Below are 18,093 nucleotides of genomic sequence, written 5' to 3'. Positions count from 1 at the left end.
CCTCGCGGAGGTTGCTGGAAGCCGACGGAGACGTGGTTCTAAATGATGGCCTGTCCCTGCAGGGCATACGACGCGCCGCCGTCATCACCGCAATTGCTGTGCTGCTTCCGATTGGAGAGAGCTCCGCCCACCTGACCAACTACCGATGGGTGATATTGCGACGTTATCGATGAGCCGCGTGTCGCCAAGCCAAGCCGCAGCAAGCAAGCGTGCCGGTCGGTCAAGGCTTGCTAACGATTGCAGGTCTGTTTCTCCGCGAAGCTCCAGGTATTCGAGCTCGCGATAGCCGGCAGCCAGAATTGCTGCACGCGCTTCATCAAGCGTAGGCAGGATGGGGGAGCCGCGTGCAAGCCGCTCGGCCGTATCGAGCAGGACCGATGCTAGTTTTGGGGCAATGGCGCGTTGGGCTGGGGAGAGCCGCACGTTACGCGACGATAGCGCAAGACCATCGGCTTCGCGGACTGTCGGACAGGGCACAATAGTGATCGGAATGTCGAGATCCCGGACCAAGCGCCTGACAAGCTGAAGTTGCTGAAAATCCTTTTCGCCAAAAAAGGCGAAGTCAGCGCCGGCCTGCAGGAAGAGCTTGGCCACGACCGTCGCCACGCCATTGAAATGGCCGAGCCGGAATGCGCCGCAAAGGCATTCGCTGATGCCGGACACTGAAACGGCCGTGGCGAAGCCCACCTGGTACATTTCCTCTGTGTCCGGCACATAGAGCAGATGCGTGCCCAGCAGAGCGAGCTTGGCAGCATCGTCGCTTTCCGTCCGAGGGTAGGCAATCAGGTCGGCGGGGCTGTTGAACTGCTTGGGGTTTACGAACAGCGTCACGATCACCCGCTCGGCCCTTTCGAGCGCCTTCCGCACGAGGCTCAGATGCCCGTCGTGCAAGGCTCCCATGGTCGGCACAATACCGATCGTGGCACCCGAGCGACGCCATTGCGCAACGACGCCGCGCAGCTCGCTCACGGTTCGAGCGATCGGCACGCTCATGTGAAGTCACCGGCCTTCAAGGCGTTGACATAGAGATGTTCGACCGCCGGAAAGTGCCGGTTCCGCATATCGGTGGCGTAAGCGGCGATTGCCGCCTCAGCCTGCTCACCGAGCTCGGCATAGCGTTTGACGAACTTCGGCCGAAATGAGGTGAAGAGCCCGAGCATATCGTGGCTCACCAGAATCTGGCCGTCGCAAGCTGGCGAGGCACCGATGCCGATGGTGGGTATGTCGATATCGGCGGTTATCTGCCGTGCAAGCTGCTCCGGTATCTTTTCCAGCACCAAGGAGAAGGCGCCAGCTTCAGTTACCGCCCTGGCGTCGCGCCTGATCCGCTCTGCATCGGCTCCCCGGCCCTGCACACGATAGCCTCCAAACGTGTTTACCGCCTGCGGCGTCAGGCCCACATGGGCCATGACAGGTACGCCGCGCGCGGTAAGGAAGCGGATGGTTTCCGCGATGGTCTCGCCGCCCTCGATCTTTACCGCTGAACAACCGGTCTCACCCATCACGCGCGCAGCGTTGCCGAAAGCGTGCTCTGGGCTTTCCTCGTAGGAACCGAAGGGCAGGTCGACGACCATCAGCGCGTGTTCAAGGCCGCGGCGAACGGCCTGTCCGTGCATGATCATCATGTCGAGCGTGACCCCCAGCGTCGACGACAGGCCGTGCAGCACCATGCCGACGCTGTCGCCGACAAGAACGATGTCGCAGTGGCGATCGAGCAGCCTCGCGACCGGCGTGGTGTAGGCCGTCAAGCATACAAGTGGCGTCTGGCCTTTTCGCGATCGAATATCTGGAGGAGTCATCCCTTTTATCTCACCAGCCGCGCTCAACCGAGGCCCCTTCCCTTACGTTACCAACAGCGGGTGTCGCGTTTGGCATATTTTTGTGCGACTGCGAAGAGCTAAAAACAGCGCTTGAGTACTCCGGTGTTGACGTGCTGGCTTCCAAGGTTACATTCAATCGATTAAGGCGCTCCGTTGGGCCAACCCGCTTTCGCAAACATGGATCCTCAGACAAGAAGAACCAAGAAAGGCAAAGCCGCCGTCAAAGCTGACGAAGCCAAAGTGGACCTGACTGCCGTCGTGGTCGCCGTAAACGACAGTGAGCCCTGTGTCCTCACAGTCGGTCATGCGGACACCCTCCCTTCTGGACCTTTTGCCCTTGAGCATCGATCACTGCAGTCGGGTTTGAGGGGGTGGGTGGAGCAGCAGACCGGCCATGCACTTGGATACATCGAGCAACTCTACACCTTCGCCGATCGCGATCGCATCGGCACTGAGCGCCACCAGCGCGTCATCTCAATCAGCTATCTCGCATTGACCAGGAAGGAACAGGCAACGAACTCGGCCGCGTGCGGCTGGCAAAGTTGGTACGAATATTTTCCCTGGGAGGACCACCGCTTCGGCACGCCGCCTGTGCTGCTCGATAGATTGCGGCCCCGCCTGATTGAGTGGGCCGGCGGCGCCAGCGAGCCGACCACTCAACGCGAGCGCCGGCAGCGCGCTGCGATAGCCTTCGGCTTCGACGACCGCCATTGGAACGAGGAACTCACGCTCCAACGCTACGAGTTGCTCTATGAAGCTGCTCTGATTGAGGAGGCCGGTGGCGGCAGGGACGCGATTGCGGCCGCGGCTGGCAAACCAATGGTCGCTGACCACCGTCGTATTCTGGCAACCGGGATCGCGCGGCTGCGTTCGAAGATCAAATACCGGCCGGTCGTGTTCGAGCTTATGCGGCCTTCCTTCACGCTGCTGCAACTGCAGCGAACCGTGGAAGCTTTGGCTGGCAGGCTGATCAACAAGCCGAACTTCCGGAGATTGGTCGAGCAGCAGGAACTTGTTGAGGAGACCGGGGAGACCTCCCTCGACACGGGCGGCCGACCGGCGAAGCTTTATCGCTTCCGGCATGCCGTCCTCGACGACAGGGCTATCGCCGGGACAAAATTACCGCTGGCGCGGGCTTGACATACTTATAGTCAAGGTAGATATATTCCCTTATTGTCAAACCGAATATAATCGAGGCGCCAATGACTGGGGCGTTACCTATGGCTGCGTCCTTGTATGAGCGTGTCCGGCGGGTGATCCCACCCGTTGAATGGCCCGCGTTCGCCGGCGATATTGAAGCCATCTTAGCGCTGAAGCGTGAGCGCAATGCGGTGGTGCTGGCGCACAATTACCAGACGCCCGAAATTTTTCATTGCGTGGCAGACATCGTCGGCGACAGCCTGGCGTTGGCCCACAAGGCGGTGACGGTCGACGCCGACATCATCGTGGTTGCCGGCGTTCATTTCATGGCCGAGACGGCAAAACTGCTCAATCCGAACAAGACCGTGCTCATCCCGGATCTCCGCGCCGGCTGCTCGCTGGCCGAATCGATCACGGCAAACGACGTGCGGCTAATGCGGCTGCGGTATCCGGGGGTCCCCGTTGTTACTTACGTCAACACTTCCGCCGCCGTAAAAGCGGAGTCCGACATCTGCTGCACGTCCGGCAACGCCAAGGCGGTGGTGGAATCGCTTGGCGTGGCGCGTGTGCTGATGCTCCCGGACGAATATCTGGCGAGGAACGTGGCAGCCGATACAGACGTCGAGATCATCGCCTGGAAAGGCCATTGCGAGGTGCATGAGCGCTTCACCGCAGCAGACATCCGGGAACTGCGCGATGCCCATCCAGGCGTCATCGTGCTGGCCCATCCAGAATGCCCACCAGACGTTGTCGCGGAGGCGGAGTTCTCCGGCTCGACCGCGGCGATGTCGGATTATGTCGAGCGTGAGAAACCGAAGCGTGTCGTCCTTCTGACCGAATGTTCGATGAGCGACAACGTCGCGGTCGCGCATCCCGACGTCGAGTTCGTTCGCCCATGCAATCTGTGCCCGCACATGAAGCGCATCAACCTGGCCAACATTCGCGCCGCACTCGAGCAGAACCGGCATGAGGTCCGGATTGATCCCGAAATTGCCGGCCCCGCCCGCCGCGCGGTCGAGCGCATGCTTTCCCTATGAGTCTGGAGGTTCGCGAAATCGCGGGGGCGCCGGTCGTCATCGGCGGCGGCATTGCCGGCCTGATGACGGCGCTTCATCTGGCGCCGGAACCGGTCGTGCTTTTGACCAACGCGCCGCTTGGAACCGGAGCCTGCAGTGAACTTGCCCAGGGCGGTCTTGCGGCAAGTCTCGGGGGCGACGACGGCCCAGATTTTCACCTTTGCGACACGATAGCTGCCGGCGACGGACTCTGCGATGAGGCCACGGTGCGGCGAGTGGTACGAGCTGCACCCGAAGCGATTAGGACGATCCAAAGGTTCGGCGTCGACTTCGACCAGCACCCTGACCGCGCGTTGCGACTTGGGCTCGAGGCGGCACACTCGCGACGGCGGATTGTGCATGCAGCCGGCGACGCCACCGGTCGCGAGTTGGTGCGCGCGCTCGTCGCCGCGGTTCGGCGTACAGCCTCGATCACCATTATCGAAAATGTGGAGGTCCGCCGGCTGGTCGTGCAGGACGGGTCGGTCATCGCCGTGGTCGCAGCAGGACGAGCCGGCGCGCTCGCTCTGCCCACGCGTCGCGCGGTGCTGGCGACCGGCGGCGTCGGCGGGCTGTTTTGCGACACGACAAACCCCGCTGGCTCATGGGGTCACGGGCTGGCGCTCGCCGCATGGGCGGGGGCGGAACTCGCCGACTTGGAATTCATACAGTTCCATCCAACTGCGCTCGACGGTCCGCGCCGGCCGATGCCGCTGGTGAGCGAAGCCGTGCGTGGCGAAGGCGCGGTGCTCATCGATGAGCGAGGAGAGCGCTTCCTCGCCGACACACCTGGCGGTGAACTTGCGCCTCGCGACGTCGTAGCGCGCGCCATTTGGCACCAGCTTGCCGTTGGACGCCGCGTATTCCTGGACGCACGGCAAAGTCTCGGCCCGAGATTTGGCAAGCGTTTTCCAGGCATCGCCGAATTGTGCCGGAGCGCAGGAATCGACCCAGCGACCGACCTGATCCCGGTGCGCCCGGCGGCACATTATCACATGGGCGGCGTCGCCGTAGACAGCGCCGGCCGCAGCTCCATCGAGGGATTGTGGGCCTGCGGTGAGGTGGCCTGTACCGGCCTGCACGGCGCCAACCGCCTGGCCAGCAACTCGCTCACCGAAGCGGCGGTCACCGCGAGCTGGGTTGCCGAAAGCGTTGCCGGCACGTCGTATACCCGGCGACCGCGCAGATGCTCCACATTCGTCCCTCCACGACCAGACGCTTCCGTGGTCCGCCCGATTGTCTCCGCCGCCCTGGGTATCATCCGCGACGGCGAGGCAATGCGCGAAGCGGTGGCGACCCTGCTGCCGATCGCAGCCAATAGTGTCGCTGCCTCTGGTCCGGCTTTGGTCTCACTGATGATCGCCGCGGCGGCCCTGAGGCGGGAAGAGAGTCGAGGCGCGCACTGTCGGTCCGATTTCCCGCTCCACGATGCCAACGTGCGCCCATCACGGCTGACACTGCACAGCGCAATGCGGGCCGCGGCCGCACTCGATTGCCGGGCTACCATACGGAGCACTTGATATGACTTCATTCTCCCCCCTCCCCGCGACCCTGATCGAACCGATTGTGCGCGTTGCGCTCCTCGAAGACCTGGGCAGATCCGGCGACCTGACCACCGATGCGGTTATCCCGTATGATTGCACTGCCACGTTGGTGCTCAAAGCGAGGCAGGCGGGCGTCGTTGCCGGGCTCGATCTGGTCTCGTATGCCTTCCTTCTCGTGGAACCGGCGATCAACATCCAGATCTGGCGCCCTGATGGCAGCGAGGTTGGGGCCGGGGAAACCATTGCAAGATTGTCCGGACCCGCACGAGGCCTGCTCACGGCCGAACGCACGGCCCTCAATTTCTTATGCCGGCTGAGCGGCATTGCCACTGCCACAGCGGCCATGGTTGAGGCCGTGCGCGGTCACAAGGCGAGGATTGTATCGACGCGAAAGACGACGCCCGGGCTGCGGGCATTGGAGAAATACGCCGTGCGCGTCGGCGGCGGTGCCAATCACCGGTTCGGCCTCGATGACGGCGTGCTCATAAAGGACAACCACATCGCGATCGCCGGCGATATGCGCACAGCAATAGAGCGGGCGCGCGCCGCAGCAGGGCATATGGTGAAGGTCGAGGTCGAGGTCGACACGCTGAAGCAGCTCGATGCAGCGCTCGCGATTGGTGTTGACGCGGTGCTGCTCGACAATATGTCGGTCGAGGATCTTGCCCGCGCGGTTTCTATAGTGGATGGCCGTACGATCACCGAGGCGTCCGGTCGGGTGATGCCGAAAACGGCGGCGGCGATTGCGGCGACCGGTGTCGATCTCATCTCCATGGGTTGGCTGACGCACAGCGCCCCGATCCTCGACATCGGCCTGGACATGCCGGACCACCAGAACATCTGCAAGCACTTGAACTGAGGATTACGGCGTGAGGAGCAACATCAGCTCGGCAGGCGTAGGAGGTGCTGGAAAGACGTGCCGCAGCTCGCCTTTAGCGAGTGCGCCCCAAAGCCAAGAAGGCGTACCGGACTAGCAAACAAAGGTTTGACGATGACGATTGGAATGAACTCGGAGTTCGACGTGAACCAGACCATGCAATCGGTCGACGGAACGCCTCCGCGATGGAACCGCAAAGAGGCCGAGGCCATCTACGGCATGCCATTCAACGATCTGCTGTTCCTGGCTCAGACGATCCACCGCCAGAACTTCGATCGAAACCGAGTGCAGCTGTCGCGGCTCCTTAGCATCAAGACCGGCGGGTGCCCCGAAGATTGCGGCTATTGCAGCCAGTCTGCGCATTACGAAACCGGTGTGAAGGCGTCGAAGCTGGTGGACGTCAAGCATGTCATCGACGAAGCGGCCAAGGCGCGTGATGGCGGCGCAACGCGCTATTGCATGGGCGCGGCGTGGCGAAGTCCCAAGGAGCGCGACATGGACGTTGTGGTCGCCATGATTGAGGGCGTCAAGGCCCTCGGCATGGAGACCTGCATGACGCTCGGCATGCTCGATCTTGAGCAAGCTGCTCGCCTGAAGCAGGCCGGTCTCGACTACTATAACCACAACATCGATACCTCTGAGCGCTACTATGGCGAGGTTATTTCAACCAGGACTTTTGCCGACCGGCTGAAAACGCTTGGGCACGTGCGCGCGGTTGGGATGAAAGTCTGCTGCGGCGGCATTGTCGGGATGGGAGAAGAAAAGACCGATCGCATCGACATGCTGGTCACGCTCGCGAACCTGCCCGAGCCGCCGGAAAGCGTGCCGATCAACATGCTTATTCCCATCGAAGGCACGCCGCTTGCCGCGGCCGACGCCATCGATCCGATCGATTTCGTCCGCATCGTTGCGCTCGCGCGGGTGATGATGCCGAAATCCTATGTAAGGCTGTCCGCCGGCAGGACGGCGATGAGCGACGAAACGCAGGCGCTGTGCTTCTTTGCCGGCGCCAATTCGATCTTTGTCGGCGACACGCTGCTGACGGCGGGAAATCCCGGCGAGGACAAGGATACCCTTCTGTTCCGGCGCCTCGGCATTGAGCCTATGGAACTCGCCACGCAATGAAGGAGGCAATTCTTGCCCGCTATGACGCAACCTTGCGGGGACTGGGGCGCAAGGACCGGTTGCGGACGCTCGCACCGCGCGCCGGGCTCGACTTCTCGTCGAACGACTATATCGGACTTGCCGCCTCCAAAAGACTGGGCGATGCGGTTTCGACGGCGATTGCGCGGGGCACGCCAGTGGGCGCCACCGGATCGCGGCTGTTGCGCGGCAATGCACCGGAACATGAGCAACTGGAGGCGGACGCAGCGGCATTTTTCGGAGCCGAGCGTGCACTGTTCTTCGGCAGCGGCTATATCGCCAACTTCGCTCTGCTGACGGCCCTGCCGCAGAAAGGCGACCTGCTGGTCCTCGACGAGCTCGCTCATGCCAGCATGCATGAGGGTGCCCAGGCCGGGCGCGCTGAGTTCAAGCTGGCCGCGCACAACGACGTCGACGCTGTCGAGGACGCAATCACCCGCTGGCGCGCCGAAGGCGGCATGGGGCGGGTGTGGATCGCCTTCGAAAGCCTTTACAGCATGGATGGCGACCGTGCGCCGATGGAGAGCCTGGTCGCGCTGGCTGATCGGTACCAGGCATTCATCGTCGTCGATGAAGCGCATGCCACCGGCGTCTGGGGACCGGACGGCCGGGGACTGGCCGCCGCGTATGAAGGCCGCGACAACATCGTCACGCTCCACACATGCGGCAAGGCGCTTGGCGCATCCGGCGCGCTCGTTACCGGACCGCGAACACTGTGCGACTATCTTATCAACCGGTGCCGGCCATTCATCTATGCGACCGCACCATCGCCGCTGATGGCAGTCGCGGCACGTGAGGCGCTGACTATTCTGTCTGACGAGCCTATGCGTCGTGCTCAGTTGCACGAGCGTGTCGCTTTCGCGAGCCGGCAATTGGCCGAACGCTGCGGCGTGATGCCCAGCGGCTCGCAGATCCAGCCGCTTGTGATCGGCGATAACAGCCGCACCATGGCGGTGGCGGCAGGACTGCAGGCACGCGGCTTCGACATACGCGGCATTCGCCCGCCGACAGTGCCTGAGGGTACGTCGCGCCTGCGCATTTCGCTGACTCTCAACGTCGACGAAGCCGACATTTCCGCCATGGTCGAGGCTCTCGTCGGAGTGTTGGCCACAGCATGACCAAACGCATCGTCGTCACCGGAACAGACACTGGAATTGGCAAGACAGTGTTTTCGGCCGGACTTGCCGGGCTGCTCGACGGCTTCTACTGGAAGCCGGTGCAATCGGGCCTCAACGAGGAGACCGACAGCGAGGTCGTCGCCCGGCTTTCCGGCTTGCCCGACGGACGCGTGCTGCCCGAAGTCTATCGACTGACGATGCCGCTGTCGCCGCATCGATCAGCCGAAATCGACGGCGTCGCGATCGAGGCCGACGATCTTTCATTTCCGGTCCTGCCGACACCGCTCGTCATCGAAGGCGCCGGCGGGCTGATGGTGCCGCTCAATCGACAGACAAGGTTCATTGACATATTCGAACAATGGCGGCTGCCGGTCATACTGTGCGCCCGCACCGCGCTTGGCACCATCAATCATACGCTGTTGTCGATCGAGGCCCTGAGAGCCCGCTCCATCCCGCTCATCGGCATTGCCTTCATTGGCGAAGAGGTGGCCGATACACAAAGGACAATCGTGGAATTCGGCGGCGTGCCGCAGCTGGGCAGGCTGCCGCACCTCGGTCCGCTGACGGGTGAAACGTTGAGAGATGCAATGATTTCCGGCTTCGACCTGGCCATGATTGCCGGAGGCGACTGATGGCGGAGTCTCGAGTCTGGCATCCGTTCACGCAGCACGCGCTAGAGCCCTCGCTCCCTGAAATCGTGCTGACTGAAGGCGCCTATCTCCACAAGGCCGACGGCTTCCGCATCCTCGATGCGATTTCTTCCTGGTGGGTCGTCACCCATGGCCATCGCCACCCCCGCATCATGAAGGCCATCGAGACGACCGCCTCGAGCCTCGACCAGATCATCTTCGCGGGCTTCACCCACGAGCCGGCCGAACGGCTGGCCGAGGCGCTTGTAGGCATCGCACCCGCCGGCCTCCACCGGGTGTTCTATTCCGACAGTGGCTCGACCTCAGTCGAAGTCGCGCTGAAGATGGCGCTCGGCTATTTCCGTAACATCGGCGCGTCGCGTTCGCGCATCGCCGTCATGGAGCACAGCTATCATGGCGACACCATCGGCACGATGAGCGTCGGCGCCCGTGGCGTCTTCAACGCCGCCTATGAGCCTTTGCTGTTCGAGGTCGACACCATCCCCTTCCCGGCCGCCGGGCGCGAGCAGGAAACGCTGGATCGGTTCGAGGCCGTTAGCCGCGACCGGCGCGCAGCCGCGCTGATCGTCGAGCCGCTGGTGCTTGGCGCCGGCGGCATGCTGATGTATCCGGCCTGGGTTCTTGCCGAATTGAAGAGGATCGCCGAAGCCTCCGGCACGCTCGTGATCGCCGATGAAGTGATGACCGGCTGGGGGCGCACCGGAACCATGTTTGCCTGCGAACAGGCGTCCGTCTCGCCCGACATCTTGTGCACCTCGAAAGGTCTGACCGGTGGTACCATCCCGCTGGCCGCCACGATCGCCACCGATGCCATCTTCCACGCTCACTTTTCGGAGGATCGCAAGAAGACGTTTTTCCATTCGAGCTCCTACACCGCCAATCCGATCGCCTGCGCGGCAGCACTTGCCAATGTCGAGATCTGGCGTGACGAGCCGGTGGCCGAGCGGATCGCGGTCTTGAGCGCGAGGCAGGCCGCGGGGCTGCAACGCTTCCGGGACAATCCATATTTCACCGACTGCCGGACAACCGGCACCATCGCGGCACTCGACCTACGCACCGGCTCAGCCGGTTATCTGGCCGAGATCGGGCCAAAACTGCGCGCTTTTTTCCTTGAGCGCGGCCTGTTGGTGCGCCCGCTCGGCAATGTCCTCTATCTTCTGCCGCCCTATTGCATCACCAGCGACGAATTGGACGGGCTCTATGACGCGATAGAGGAGGCCGGCGAACGCTTCGGCTCGCGGCCATGAACCTATCGTCGCGCGTTCTCGGCTTCGGCCATCATGCGCCGACGCGCAAGGTCGAGAACCCGGAAATCGAAGACCGGCTCGGGCTTGAGCCCGGCTGGATCGAGCGGCGCACCGGAATTCGCTCGCGCTTCTGGGCAACAGACGAAGACACGCTGTCGGGCCTTGCCGCCTCTGCCGGCGACATGGCGCTGACCAATGCCGGTATCGACCGCGGCGACGTCGGTCTACTCTTGCTCGCCACGTCGACGCCCGATCACCTTCTGCCGCCAAGCGCGCCGCTGGTCGCACATCGGCTGGGGCTAGGCCGCGCCGGAGCGATCGACCTGACCGGCGCCTGCGCCGGCTTCATCTATGCGCTGATGTTCGCCGACGGGTTCACCCGCCTGCACGGCAAAGCGAGCCTTGTCATCGCCGCCAACATCCTCAGCCACCGCATCAATTTGGCCGAGCGCGCCAGCGCCGTGCTGTTTGCCGATGCCGCCGGCGCCATGGTGATCAGTCCTTGCGATGACCCGGATCGAGGCATTCTCGGCGCTTCGGTGGATTCCGACGGCTCGCGCTACGGGCTAATCCAGATTCCCGCCGGGGGAAGCAACACTCCGTTCCATGCCGACCTCGACCTCGCGCAGACACGGATGACGATCACTGACGGCCGTGAAGTATTCAGCAAGGCCGTGGAGATGATGACCGCCTGCTCGAGAGATGCGCTCACTGCTGCCCGACTGAGGCCGCAAGACCTCGATCGTTTCGTGCCGCATCAGGCCAATGCGCGCATTTTCGACGCGGTCGGCAGGAACCTCGGCATCGCTGATCACTCGATCGTCAAGACGATCGCCGAATATGGCAACTCTTCCGCCGCGACGATCCCGCTCTCATTGTCGCTGGCCCATCGGGCGCAGCCGTTTCGGCCTGGCGAGAAAGTCCTCTTGGCGGCAGCGGGTGCGGGTCTCAGCGGCGGCGCGCTTGTGGTGGGAATTTAGCAAAGCAATGCTTGCGCACAGGACTGCTCATGAATGAGACTATGAGAATGGCTCAATACGCAAATAGTCGCCGGCAAGCTCCATAGAGCTGGGGTCCGTGCGGTGCTCCGCGATGTCTAAGTATCGACCCGCTTGCTCAAATCGCAGCGCTCATCGAAGGCCAGCAATACCTCATGCAGAGCGAAAATCCCCAACCGCCCGTTTCAAAGACGCTCGCCCCATTTCGAAACAAGGTGTTTCGCTCAATTTGGGCGGCCACCCAGATTTCCAGCCTCGGTTGGCTAGTGCAAACGGTCGCCATCAGTTGGCTTATGGCAACGATTTCAGCGTCCGACCTCATGGTGGCACTCGTCCAGGCCGCATCCACATTGCCGGTGTTCTTCCTCTCAGTTTTCGCCGGAGCCATTGCCGACAACTTCAGCCGCCGGTGGGTGATGTTTGCGGGACACTGCCTGATAGCATCGGCGTCGACGACGCTGATGATTTCTGTGGGTCTGGGATTTGTCAGTCCTTGGCTGATTCTCGGGTTAGGTTTCCTGGCCGGCTGCGGCTTTGCCTTGAATGATCCGGCTTGGCACGCTTCGGTCGGCGATATCCTTCACAAACGCGACATTCCGGCCGCAGTGACGCTTATGTCCGTCGGATACAACATTGTGCGCAGCGTTGGTCCAGCCTTGGGGGGCGTGATCCTGGCCGTCTTTGGGCCGCTGGCCGCTTTCGCCTTGGCTGCGGTGAGTGATCTGGCGCCCATAAGCGCGATATGGCGCACCAAATGGGAGGTCCGCTCTTCGCCTCTCCCTCGTGAGAGAATGACGACGGCAATTCATGACGGAGTGCGCTTTACGGCGATGTCTTTGGAGATCAGGGCAGCGACCGCCCGAGCCGCTCTTTTCGGGTTGGCAAGCATCTCCATTCTGGCGTTGCTCCCCCTCGTCGTCCGGGATCAGTTGAAGAGTGGGCCAATTGTCTACGGTATCTTATTGGCCGGCTTCGGCATGGGTGCTTTCATCGCGGGTATGGGCAACGGCTTCTTGAGGAAGGTCACGTCTCAAAACAGGCTGGTGGCCTTCGCCTCTGTGGCTTGTGCAGTCTGTTGCCTCTCCCTTGCCCTTACATCGTCGCTTCCTGTGGCGGCCATTTCGCTGGCGCTCGGCGGAGCGGGTTGGCTTATCACCTGGACGGGCATTGACGTGTCGGTGCAGTTGGCAAGCCCAAGGTGGGTTGTAGGCCGCACGCTCTCCATTTACTACGCCTTGAGCGCAGGCGGTATGGCTGCTGGCAGCTGGATCTGGGGTTCTGTCGCGCAAAACTATTCCTTGACCTCAGCATTGGAGGGCGCCGCAGGCGCTCTGTTGCTGGTTGCAGCAGCGGGGATCGTGTTGCCGGTCCGTCCCTGGGAAGAAACCGATCAAGAAAGTTCAGTTTTTCATCCGCCGGACGTGGCTCTCGATCTGAAACCCAGAAGTGGCCCTATCGTGGCCAAGGTCGAGTATTTGATATCGGAGGAAAATATCGAGGCCTTTCTGGGCTCCATGCGCACGCGGCGACACGTCCAGAGCCGTGCCGGTGCACGAAACTGGACGCTCCAGCGAAATCTGCAAACACCGTCACTTTGGACGGAGACATTCCGCACCCCCACCTGGATGGACTTTCTCCGCCTAAATCATCGACTCACCGCAGCAGATAAGGAAGTCGCCCAGCATCTCCTGTCACTGCATGAAGGAGAGGTGCCTCCGCAGACAGTGCTTTCGATTGAACGGACGACCGAGGCAATTCGTACCCGTACCTCGACAATCTTTTCTCGTCCTCCAAGATGACGCCATCAAGCTGCTGTCCAGGGACAGGGTGGATCACCGGTGCTTTGCAGAGCACAGCCTCACACCGAGAGCAGCGTGCTCCGGGTTGTGCGCTTTCGCGCGCACCCAGGCGAGATGATGGTGAACGCGGCGTCAAGTGGAAGTCCCCTGCATACGCTTGCGGAGTCTTCTGCGAGAGCCCATGCCGACGAGCGCCAAACAAGGTCTGATGCCTTTCGGCGTCGTGGCCTCAACTCATCGATTCGCGAGAAAAGCATCGAATGCAGCAGCAACGGCGCGAACAACAAAGCGGTGCTCCGGCCGCACGCGGATGAAGCCGTTTTCGACGTCCAGGATCCCCTCCTCAGCCAGCGTCACCAAACTCTCAACTGAATCGAGAAAACGAGCTGGTTCGATTTCGTGGGCGGCACAGATGGTCGGCACGTCGGCCTCCAAATCGCACATCAGTCGCTCGATGATCGCTGCGCGCACCCGGTCATCGTCGGTCAGACGGTGACCCTTTGATGTCGCCAGACGTCCACTTGCGATGTGCCGGGCGTAAGAATCCCGTGTTACTTCGTTCTGAACATACCCCTCGCGGACTCGGCCAATAGCCGACGCGCCGAAGCCGATCACGTTTTGCAAGTATCGGCCGAGTATCCCAGCGAATTACGCCGTAGGCGCCCGGTCTTCTGGCGCTAGCGCAAGTTCGTCGTCCGGCGGAGCGAAATGATCGAGCCCGATCTCCCGGTAGCCAGCGCCAACCAGTGTCTCGGCGACAGTTGCAGCCTGTTCGGCGCGAAGATCGCCGTCCGGTAGACCTGCCTGCTCGATTAGGCGCTGATTCTTTATCACGGAAGGAATATGCGCGTATCCGAACACCGCAAGCCGGTTGGGGCGCATGGCGACCGCAGCCATCGCGGTCTGGATGCAGGACTGCACAGTCTGTTTCGGTAGACCGAAGATGAGGTCGAAGTTGATATGGCCAACGCCATGCCGGCGGAGATTTTGGACTGCAGCGGCCGTCTGCACCTTACTCTGGATCCGATTGATCGCCTTTGCACATCGGGATCAAAGCTCTGCATCCGATGCTCGCGCGGTTGACACCGTTAGCTGCCAGGGCTTCGGCCATTTCCGGTGTGAACGTTCGGGGATCGATCTCCACGGCGATCGCAGCAGTTTTGCTGAAAGCGAAGTGGCGGCGTAGAAATTCCATCAGCGCCAAGTGCTCGGCTGGCCCGATAAGGTGAGGCGTTCCGCCGCCGAAATGCACATCGCTCACCGGCAGCCCTTGCCGCACTTGCTCCGACACCAAACTGATCTCCTGACGCAGCACCGCTAAATAATTAAGGATCGGGCCGTTGCGACGGATGACCGCGGTAGGGAAGCCGCAATACCAGCACATGGATCGGCAAAACGGAATGTGGAAATAGAGCGACACCGATTCGTCGGCCGGGAGGCCCCCCAGCCATTCCTCATAATCGTCAGCACCAACTGCCGCAGAGAAGTCTGGCACAGTCGGATAGATGGTATACCAAGGCGGCCGGGGGTCCCGGTACTTTGTCAGGATTGAGGTGTGCAAGGAGCTGTCATCCCACGTCGCTCATCCATCATTCTTTCGTTGCGCGCTCGTCCTGGTCTCTGACCTAAGTCAGTGCGTCCCGCTTATGTCGCAGTCTCGTTTGGACAGGATGGGGTCAACCACGCCGGGGAGCGCGCGTGCCATGGTTGCGCCTGAGGTGATGGTGCGGTGCCGCATTCAACGTCTGAGTACGTGACGCCAGTGCAGTGTGCTTGAGGCGTCTGCGGAAGAACTTTGCAATGCGAAATTCATGTCCGACGCAACGGACCTGTCAAGCCTCGTTCAGACGCCATCCAGGTCCAGCCAGCGGCCTTCCCTGCCGGCCGAAAAACCATACCGGCTTTAGCCACCGAGACGCTCTAAAGCTGACGTCGGCTCATTTGATGAAAGGAGGACGCCGCTAGGGGGTGCACAAGGTTCCCCGGCTTGACGTCGCTTCGAGCGAAGAGCGGTGTGGCTTGTCGTCAAGCGCCGGGCAGCGTGCCCCCTACCGATATCCCGAAAAGATCGACCAAGATGGCCATGCCGACGCCACACGCGGTCTGGATGAGGCCGACCATGAAAATGCGATTGGCGCGTTCGTAGATGGGGCGCCGCAAGGAACTCATGTCGAGCAGCATGGACAGCGCTCTCATCTGCAGTGCGATGCCGAGCAGGATCGGCACTACGGCGAACAGATCGTAGAGTTGCCATGGCAAGGGGTTCGCGGCCCAATGAGTGAGGAAGCCGAGGGAAAAGGCAAGCAGGATACCCACGGCAGTGATTGTGCCGTTGCGGAAAATGGTCTCGATCGGTTCTTCCTTCGGATCGTGCTCGTCCAAGCGGCTTCCTTTCGTTGCTCTTTCCGTCGAGACTAAGTTCTCGAGAATACTGTTCATCGCCAATTACTCGAGGCGAGCCGTAGGCAGCCGTTTCAGGGTGCGCTCCCTCTCGCTTCCGGCCGCGCAATGTACCTGCACGGCGAACTTACAGCGGCGAAAAGGTGCTGCGGCCACCATGCGACGCCTCGGACGTGCACGCCCTCTGTTCCTGGCGCAGCCCTTGCGGAGCGTACGCGCAGTGATCCTTCTCGGTAGCGGATGGCGCGGCCTCCGTTGCGGTCAGACGGGAAGCCGTCGCTGTTAAACGAGACTGTCACATATCGAACATGGCGAACCGTGTCGCACATTTCTTTTCGCAGTGACCCTCAAAAAAAGTGATTCCAGCGAGACGAAGGCGCGTCGGCCCGATTTTGGTGTCGGCCGCATCTACGCTTCAGGTTGGCATGTCGCTTGCTGCTCTATTCGGAGAGCTGCAGCGGTCCGACCGGAGTGTTTCACATGTAAACGATAATGAATCTCCTAGCAGAAAACACTATTATAAGTACATGTGGCTTTTACGCTGGCTCACCTCTCGTGTCAAGCGCTTTGGCGTCCACATATTGGAGACAACACGCACAAAATTTAGAGGAAAAGCTTGCTCTTTCGCCTCTATCCTTTTTATTCCTTCATGGAGATCTAGACATGTACATCAAGAGTCCTCTTCTCGGCTTAACTGCTCTGATGACCATTTCCGTCGGTCGAGCAGCTGGCGCCGAGCGGGAACCGGCCGAGTACATCAAGATCTGCGACGTCCTCGGCTCGGGATATTCCTATATTCCCAACACCGAGACCTGCCTGCGCATCGGCGGCTATGTCCGTTACGATATCGGCCTGGGTGACGTCCGATCGTATGACAGCGCAAGAACCTCGGACGTGAGAACTGGCGAGGACCAAGGCACTTGGCGAAACAGCACACGCTTCACGTTCAAAACTTGGACCGGCCAGCAGACCGAGCTCGGCGCGTTGACGACCTATACCGAAACCCAGGTGAATTTTGGCAACAGCGCTAACTCGCATGACAGTCCTCAGAACTATGATTTCAACAGCGGCCTCGCACTGGCTTCTGCCTGGGTCGAGCTGGGAGGCCTGCGAGTTGGCAAGGAGGGGTCGGCCTTCGATACGTTTGCAAGCTACGCTGGCAACGTTCTCGATAGTATGCTCGTTCCGTCGGCCGGCTTCGACACCAACGTGGCTCAGTACCACTTCGACGCCGGCAACGGCATTTCGACTGTGATTTCGCTCGAACAAGGATCGGGCTCAGCCGGTACTATCGACAGCTATATTCCGCACGTTGTCGCCGGCTTGAAATACACGCAAGGCTGGGGCTCGATCATCGGCGTCGCGGCTTATGACAGCAATTACGAAGCTTTTGCCGGCAAGATCCGCGTCGACGTCGCTGTCACAAACCAGCTGTCGCTGTTTGGACTCTTCGGCTACGGTTCCAATGCCAGTCTCAACGAGGACTCAAACGGCGCAATTGCCAATCATGGGCGCGGCTCGTACAAAATCTGGAACGGCCAGTGGGCTTTCTGGGCGGGCGCCACCTACGAGTTTGACGAGAAAACTTCGTTCAACCTTCAGGTCTCGGGTGATCAGCTCAAGGATGCTGGTGTGGCTGCAAACGTCGCCTACATGGTCGTTCCCGGCTTCACGGTCACAGCCGAGGTCGATTACGACCACTACGGCAACTCTGGCCTCGGCCCTGCCGAGCCTACCGCCGTCAAGGGCACGAGCAAGCCGAACAGCGTCGGCGGCATTCTCCGCTTACAAGGCTCATTTTGAAATCTCTCCAGTCGCGAGCATGGCAAAGGCACTTGCCTCGACAACGCACGCATGGAGAGCTTCGTTCGCCATCTTGAAGTCTGCATCGACCGTCCACGGCCCATCGTACCAACTAGAAACTGAAAGTTATGAGCCCTGTGTACTACACCTAGCCCTTGACCTGCCCGATGAACCGGCCAGGGGCCGTCAGTTCAAATTCGGGGCCGTTTAGAGGGCAGTGTGAGGCCGTGTTAGGTAAGCGCCACTGCAATGTCGAGGCCGCGACACGCCTGTCGCTTTGGACGGCTGGAATTGCCCTTCGCGGCGCCATTCATTCTCTCAACATTTACGTGATAATGCACGCTGAGTCCGAGCCGCGTGGCAGCACCCATCCTAGGTGTGAGCTTTCGAGAGGTTGTCCATTCGGACCGGACCGAGGAGACTGGAGTTACCACGCTTCAGCATCCATCGGAGGGTCCGAATGAACATCCACAAGAATGCCCGTCTCACACCGCTGCGT

At 61.3% G+C, this 18,093-nt stretch carries 14 protein-coding genes and 1 pseudogene; 11 read left to right on the top strand and 4 right to left on the bottom strand.

The window, feature by feature from the left end:
• Window positions 1-84 precede the first annotated feature (84 nt).
• Both panC and panB read right to left on the bottom strand, forming a co-directional pair.
• Window positions 85-993 (bottom strand): pantoate--beta-alanine ligase, encoded by a 909-nt coding sequence (gene panC / locus CK226_RS32275; RefSeq protein WP_063169248.1) that lies wholly within the window; start codon window positions 991-993, stop codon window positions 85-87.
• On the bottom strand, window positions 990-1,826 hold the full coding sequence (gene panB / locus CK226_RS32270; protein WP_063169249.1) for a 3-methyl-2-oxobutanoate hydroxymethyltransferase: 837 nt from the start codon (window positions 1,824-1,826) through the stop codon (window positions 990-992). The genes panC and panB overlap by 4 nt, the downstream gene beginning before the upstream one ends.
• Before the next feature lie 171 nt (window positions 1,827-1,997).
• Here panB and CK226_RS32265 point away from each other — a divergent pair, with 171 nt between their 5' ends.
• The 10 genes from CK226_RS32265 to CK226_RS32220 all read left to right on the top strand — a co-directional run bounded on the left by CK226_RS32265 (window position 1,998) and on the right by CK226_RS32220 (window position 13,391).
• Window positions 1,998-2,960, top strand: a complete 963-nt coding sequence (locus CK226_RS32265; protein ID WP_024505567.1) for a membrane protein — start codon at window positions 1,998-2,000, stop codon at window positions 2,958-2,960.
• A 62-nt stretch (window positions 2,961-3,022) separates the two neighbouring features.
• Window positions 3,023-3,997 (top strand): quinolinate synthase NadA, encoded by a 975-nt coding sequence (nadA, locus tag CK226_RS32260; protein WP_063169250.1) that lies wholly within the window; start codon window positions 3,023-3,025, stop codon window positions 3,995-3,997.
• Window positions 3,994-5,535 carry an L-aspartate oxidase gene (locus CK226_RS32255; protein ID WP_063169251.1) on the top strand — a complete coding sequence of 514 codons (1,542 nt, stop codon included), beginning with the start codon at window positions 3,994-3,996 and terminating at the stop codon, window positions 5,533-5,535. The genes nadA and CK226_RS32255 overlap by 4 nt, the downstream gene beginning before the upstream one ends.
• 1 nt (window position 5,536) lies before the next feature.
• Entirely contained in the window at window positions 5,537-6,418 is an 882-nt protein-coding gene (gene nadC, locus CK226_RS32250) for a carboxylating nicotinate-nucleotide diphosphorylase (RefSeq protein WP_063169252.1), read from the top strand.
• A 174-nt stretch (window positions 6,419-6,592) separates the two neighbouring features.
• On the top strand, window positions 6,593-7,561 hold the full coding sequence (gene bioB, locus CK226_RS32245) for a biotin synthase BioB (RefSeq protein ID WP_224570943.1): 969 nt from the start codon (window positions 6,593-6,595) through the stop codon (window positions 7,559-7,561).
• Complete coding sequence (locus tag CK226_RS32240; RefSeq protein WP_024505572.1) at window positions 7,558-8,697, top strand: 8-amino-7-oxononanoate synthase; 1,140 nt, start codon at window positions 7,558-7,560, stop codon at window positions 8,695-8,697. Before bioB ends, CK226_RS32240 begins: the two co-directional genes overlap by 4 nt.
• Window positions 8,694-9,329, top strand: a complete 636-nt coding sequence (gene bioD / locus CK226_RS32235) for a dethiobiotin synthase (protein WP_063169254.1) — start codon at window positions 8,694-8,696, stop codon at window positions 9,327-9,329. The genes CK226_RS32240 and bioD overlap by 4 nt, the downstream gene beginning before the upstream one ends.
• Window positions 9,329-10,594 (top strand): adenosylmethionine--8-amino-7-oxononanoate transaminase, encoded by a 1,266-nt coding sequence (locus CK226_RS32230; RefSeq protein WP_063169255.1) that lies wholly within the window; start codon window positions 9,329-9,331, stop codon window positions 10,592-10,594. The genes bioD and CK226_RS32230 overlap by 1 nt, the downstream gene beginning before the upstream one ends.
• Entirely contained in the window at window positions 10,591-11,574 is a 984-nt protein-coding gene (locus CK226_RS32225) for a beta-ketoacyl-ACP synthase III (protein WP_063169256.1), read from the top strand. Before CK226_RS32230 ends, CK226_RS32225 begins: the two co-directional genes overlap by 4 nt.
• A gap of 173 nt (window positions 11,575-11,747) precedes the next feature.
• Window positions 11,748-13,391, top strand: a complete 1,644-nt coding sequence (locus CK226_RS32220) for an MFS transporter (RefSeq protein ID WP_063169257.1) — start codon at window positions 11,748-11,750, stop codon at window positions 13,389-13,391.
• Window positions 13,392-13,625: 234 nt separating this feature from the next.
• Here CK226_RS32220 and hemN read toward each other — a convergent pair.
• Both hemN and CK226_RS32210 read right to left on the bottom strand, forming a co-directional pair.
• A pseudogene (gene hemN / locus CK226_RS32215) lies at window positions 13,626-14,952 on the bottom strand (oxygen-independent coproporphyrinogen III oxidase).
• Window positions 14,953-15,416: 464 nt separating this feature from the next.
• A complete protein-coding gene (locus tag CK226_RS32210) occupies window positions 15,417-15,773 on the bottom strand; it encodes a hypothetical protein (protein WP_024505577.1) in 357 nt (118 codons plus the stop codon).
• Window positions 15,774-16,454: 681 nt separating this feature from the next.
• On the opposite strand from CK226_RS32210, the gene CK226_RS32205 reads away from it, so the two are divergent.
• A complete protein-coding gene (locus CK226_RS32205) occupies window positions 16,455-17,594 on the top strand; it encodes a porin (RefSeq protein WP_063169258.1) in 1,140 nt (379 codons plus the stop codon).
• Window positions 17,595-18,093: the final 499 nt, after the last annotated feature.

The organism is Mesorhizobium sp. WSM4311, assembly GCF_002295115.1.
Taxonomy (GTDB): domain Bacteria; phylum Pseudomonadota; class Alphaproteobacteria; order Rhizobiales; family Rhizobiaceae; genus Mesorhizobium.
This window is presented reverse-complemented; position numbering and strand designations above follow the sequence as displayed.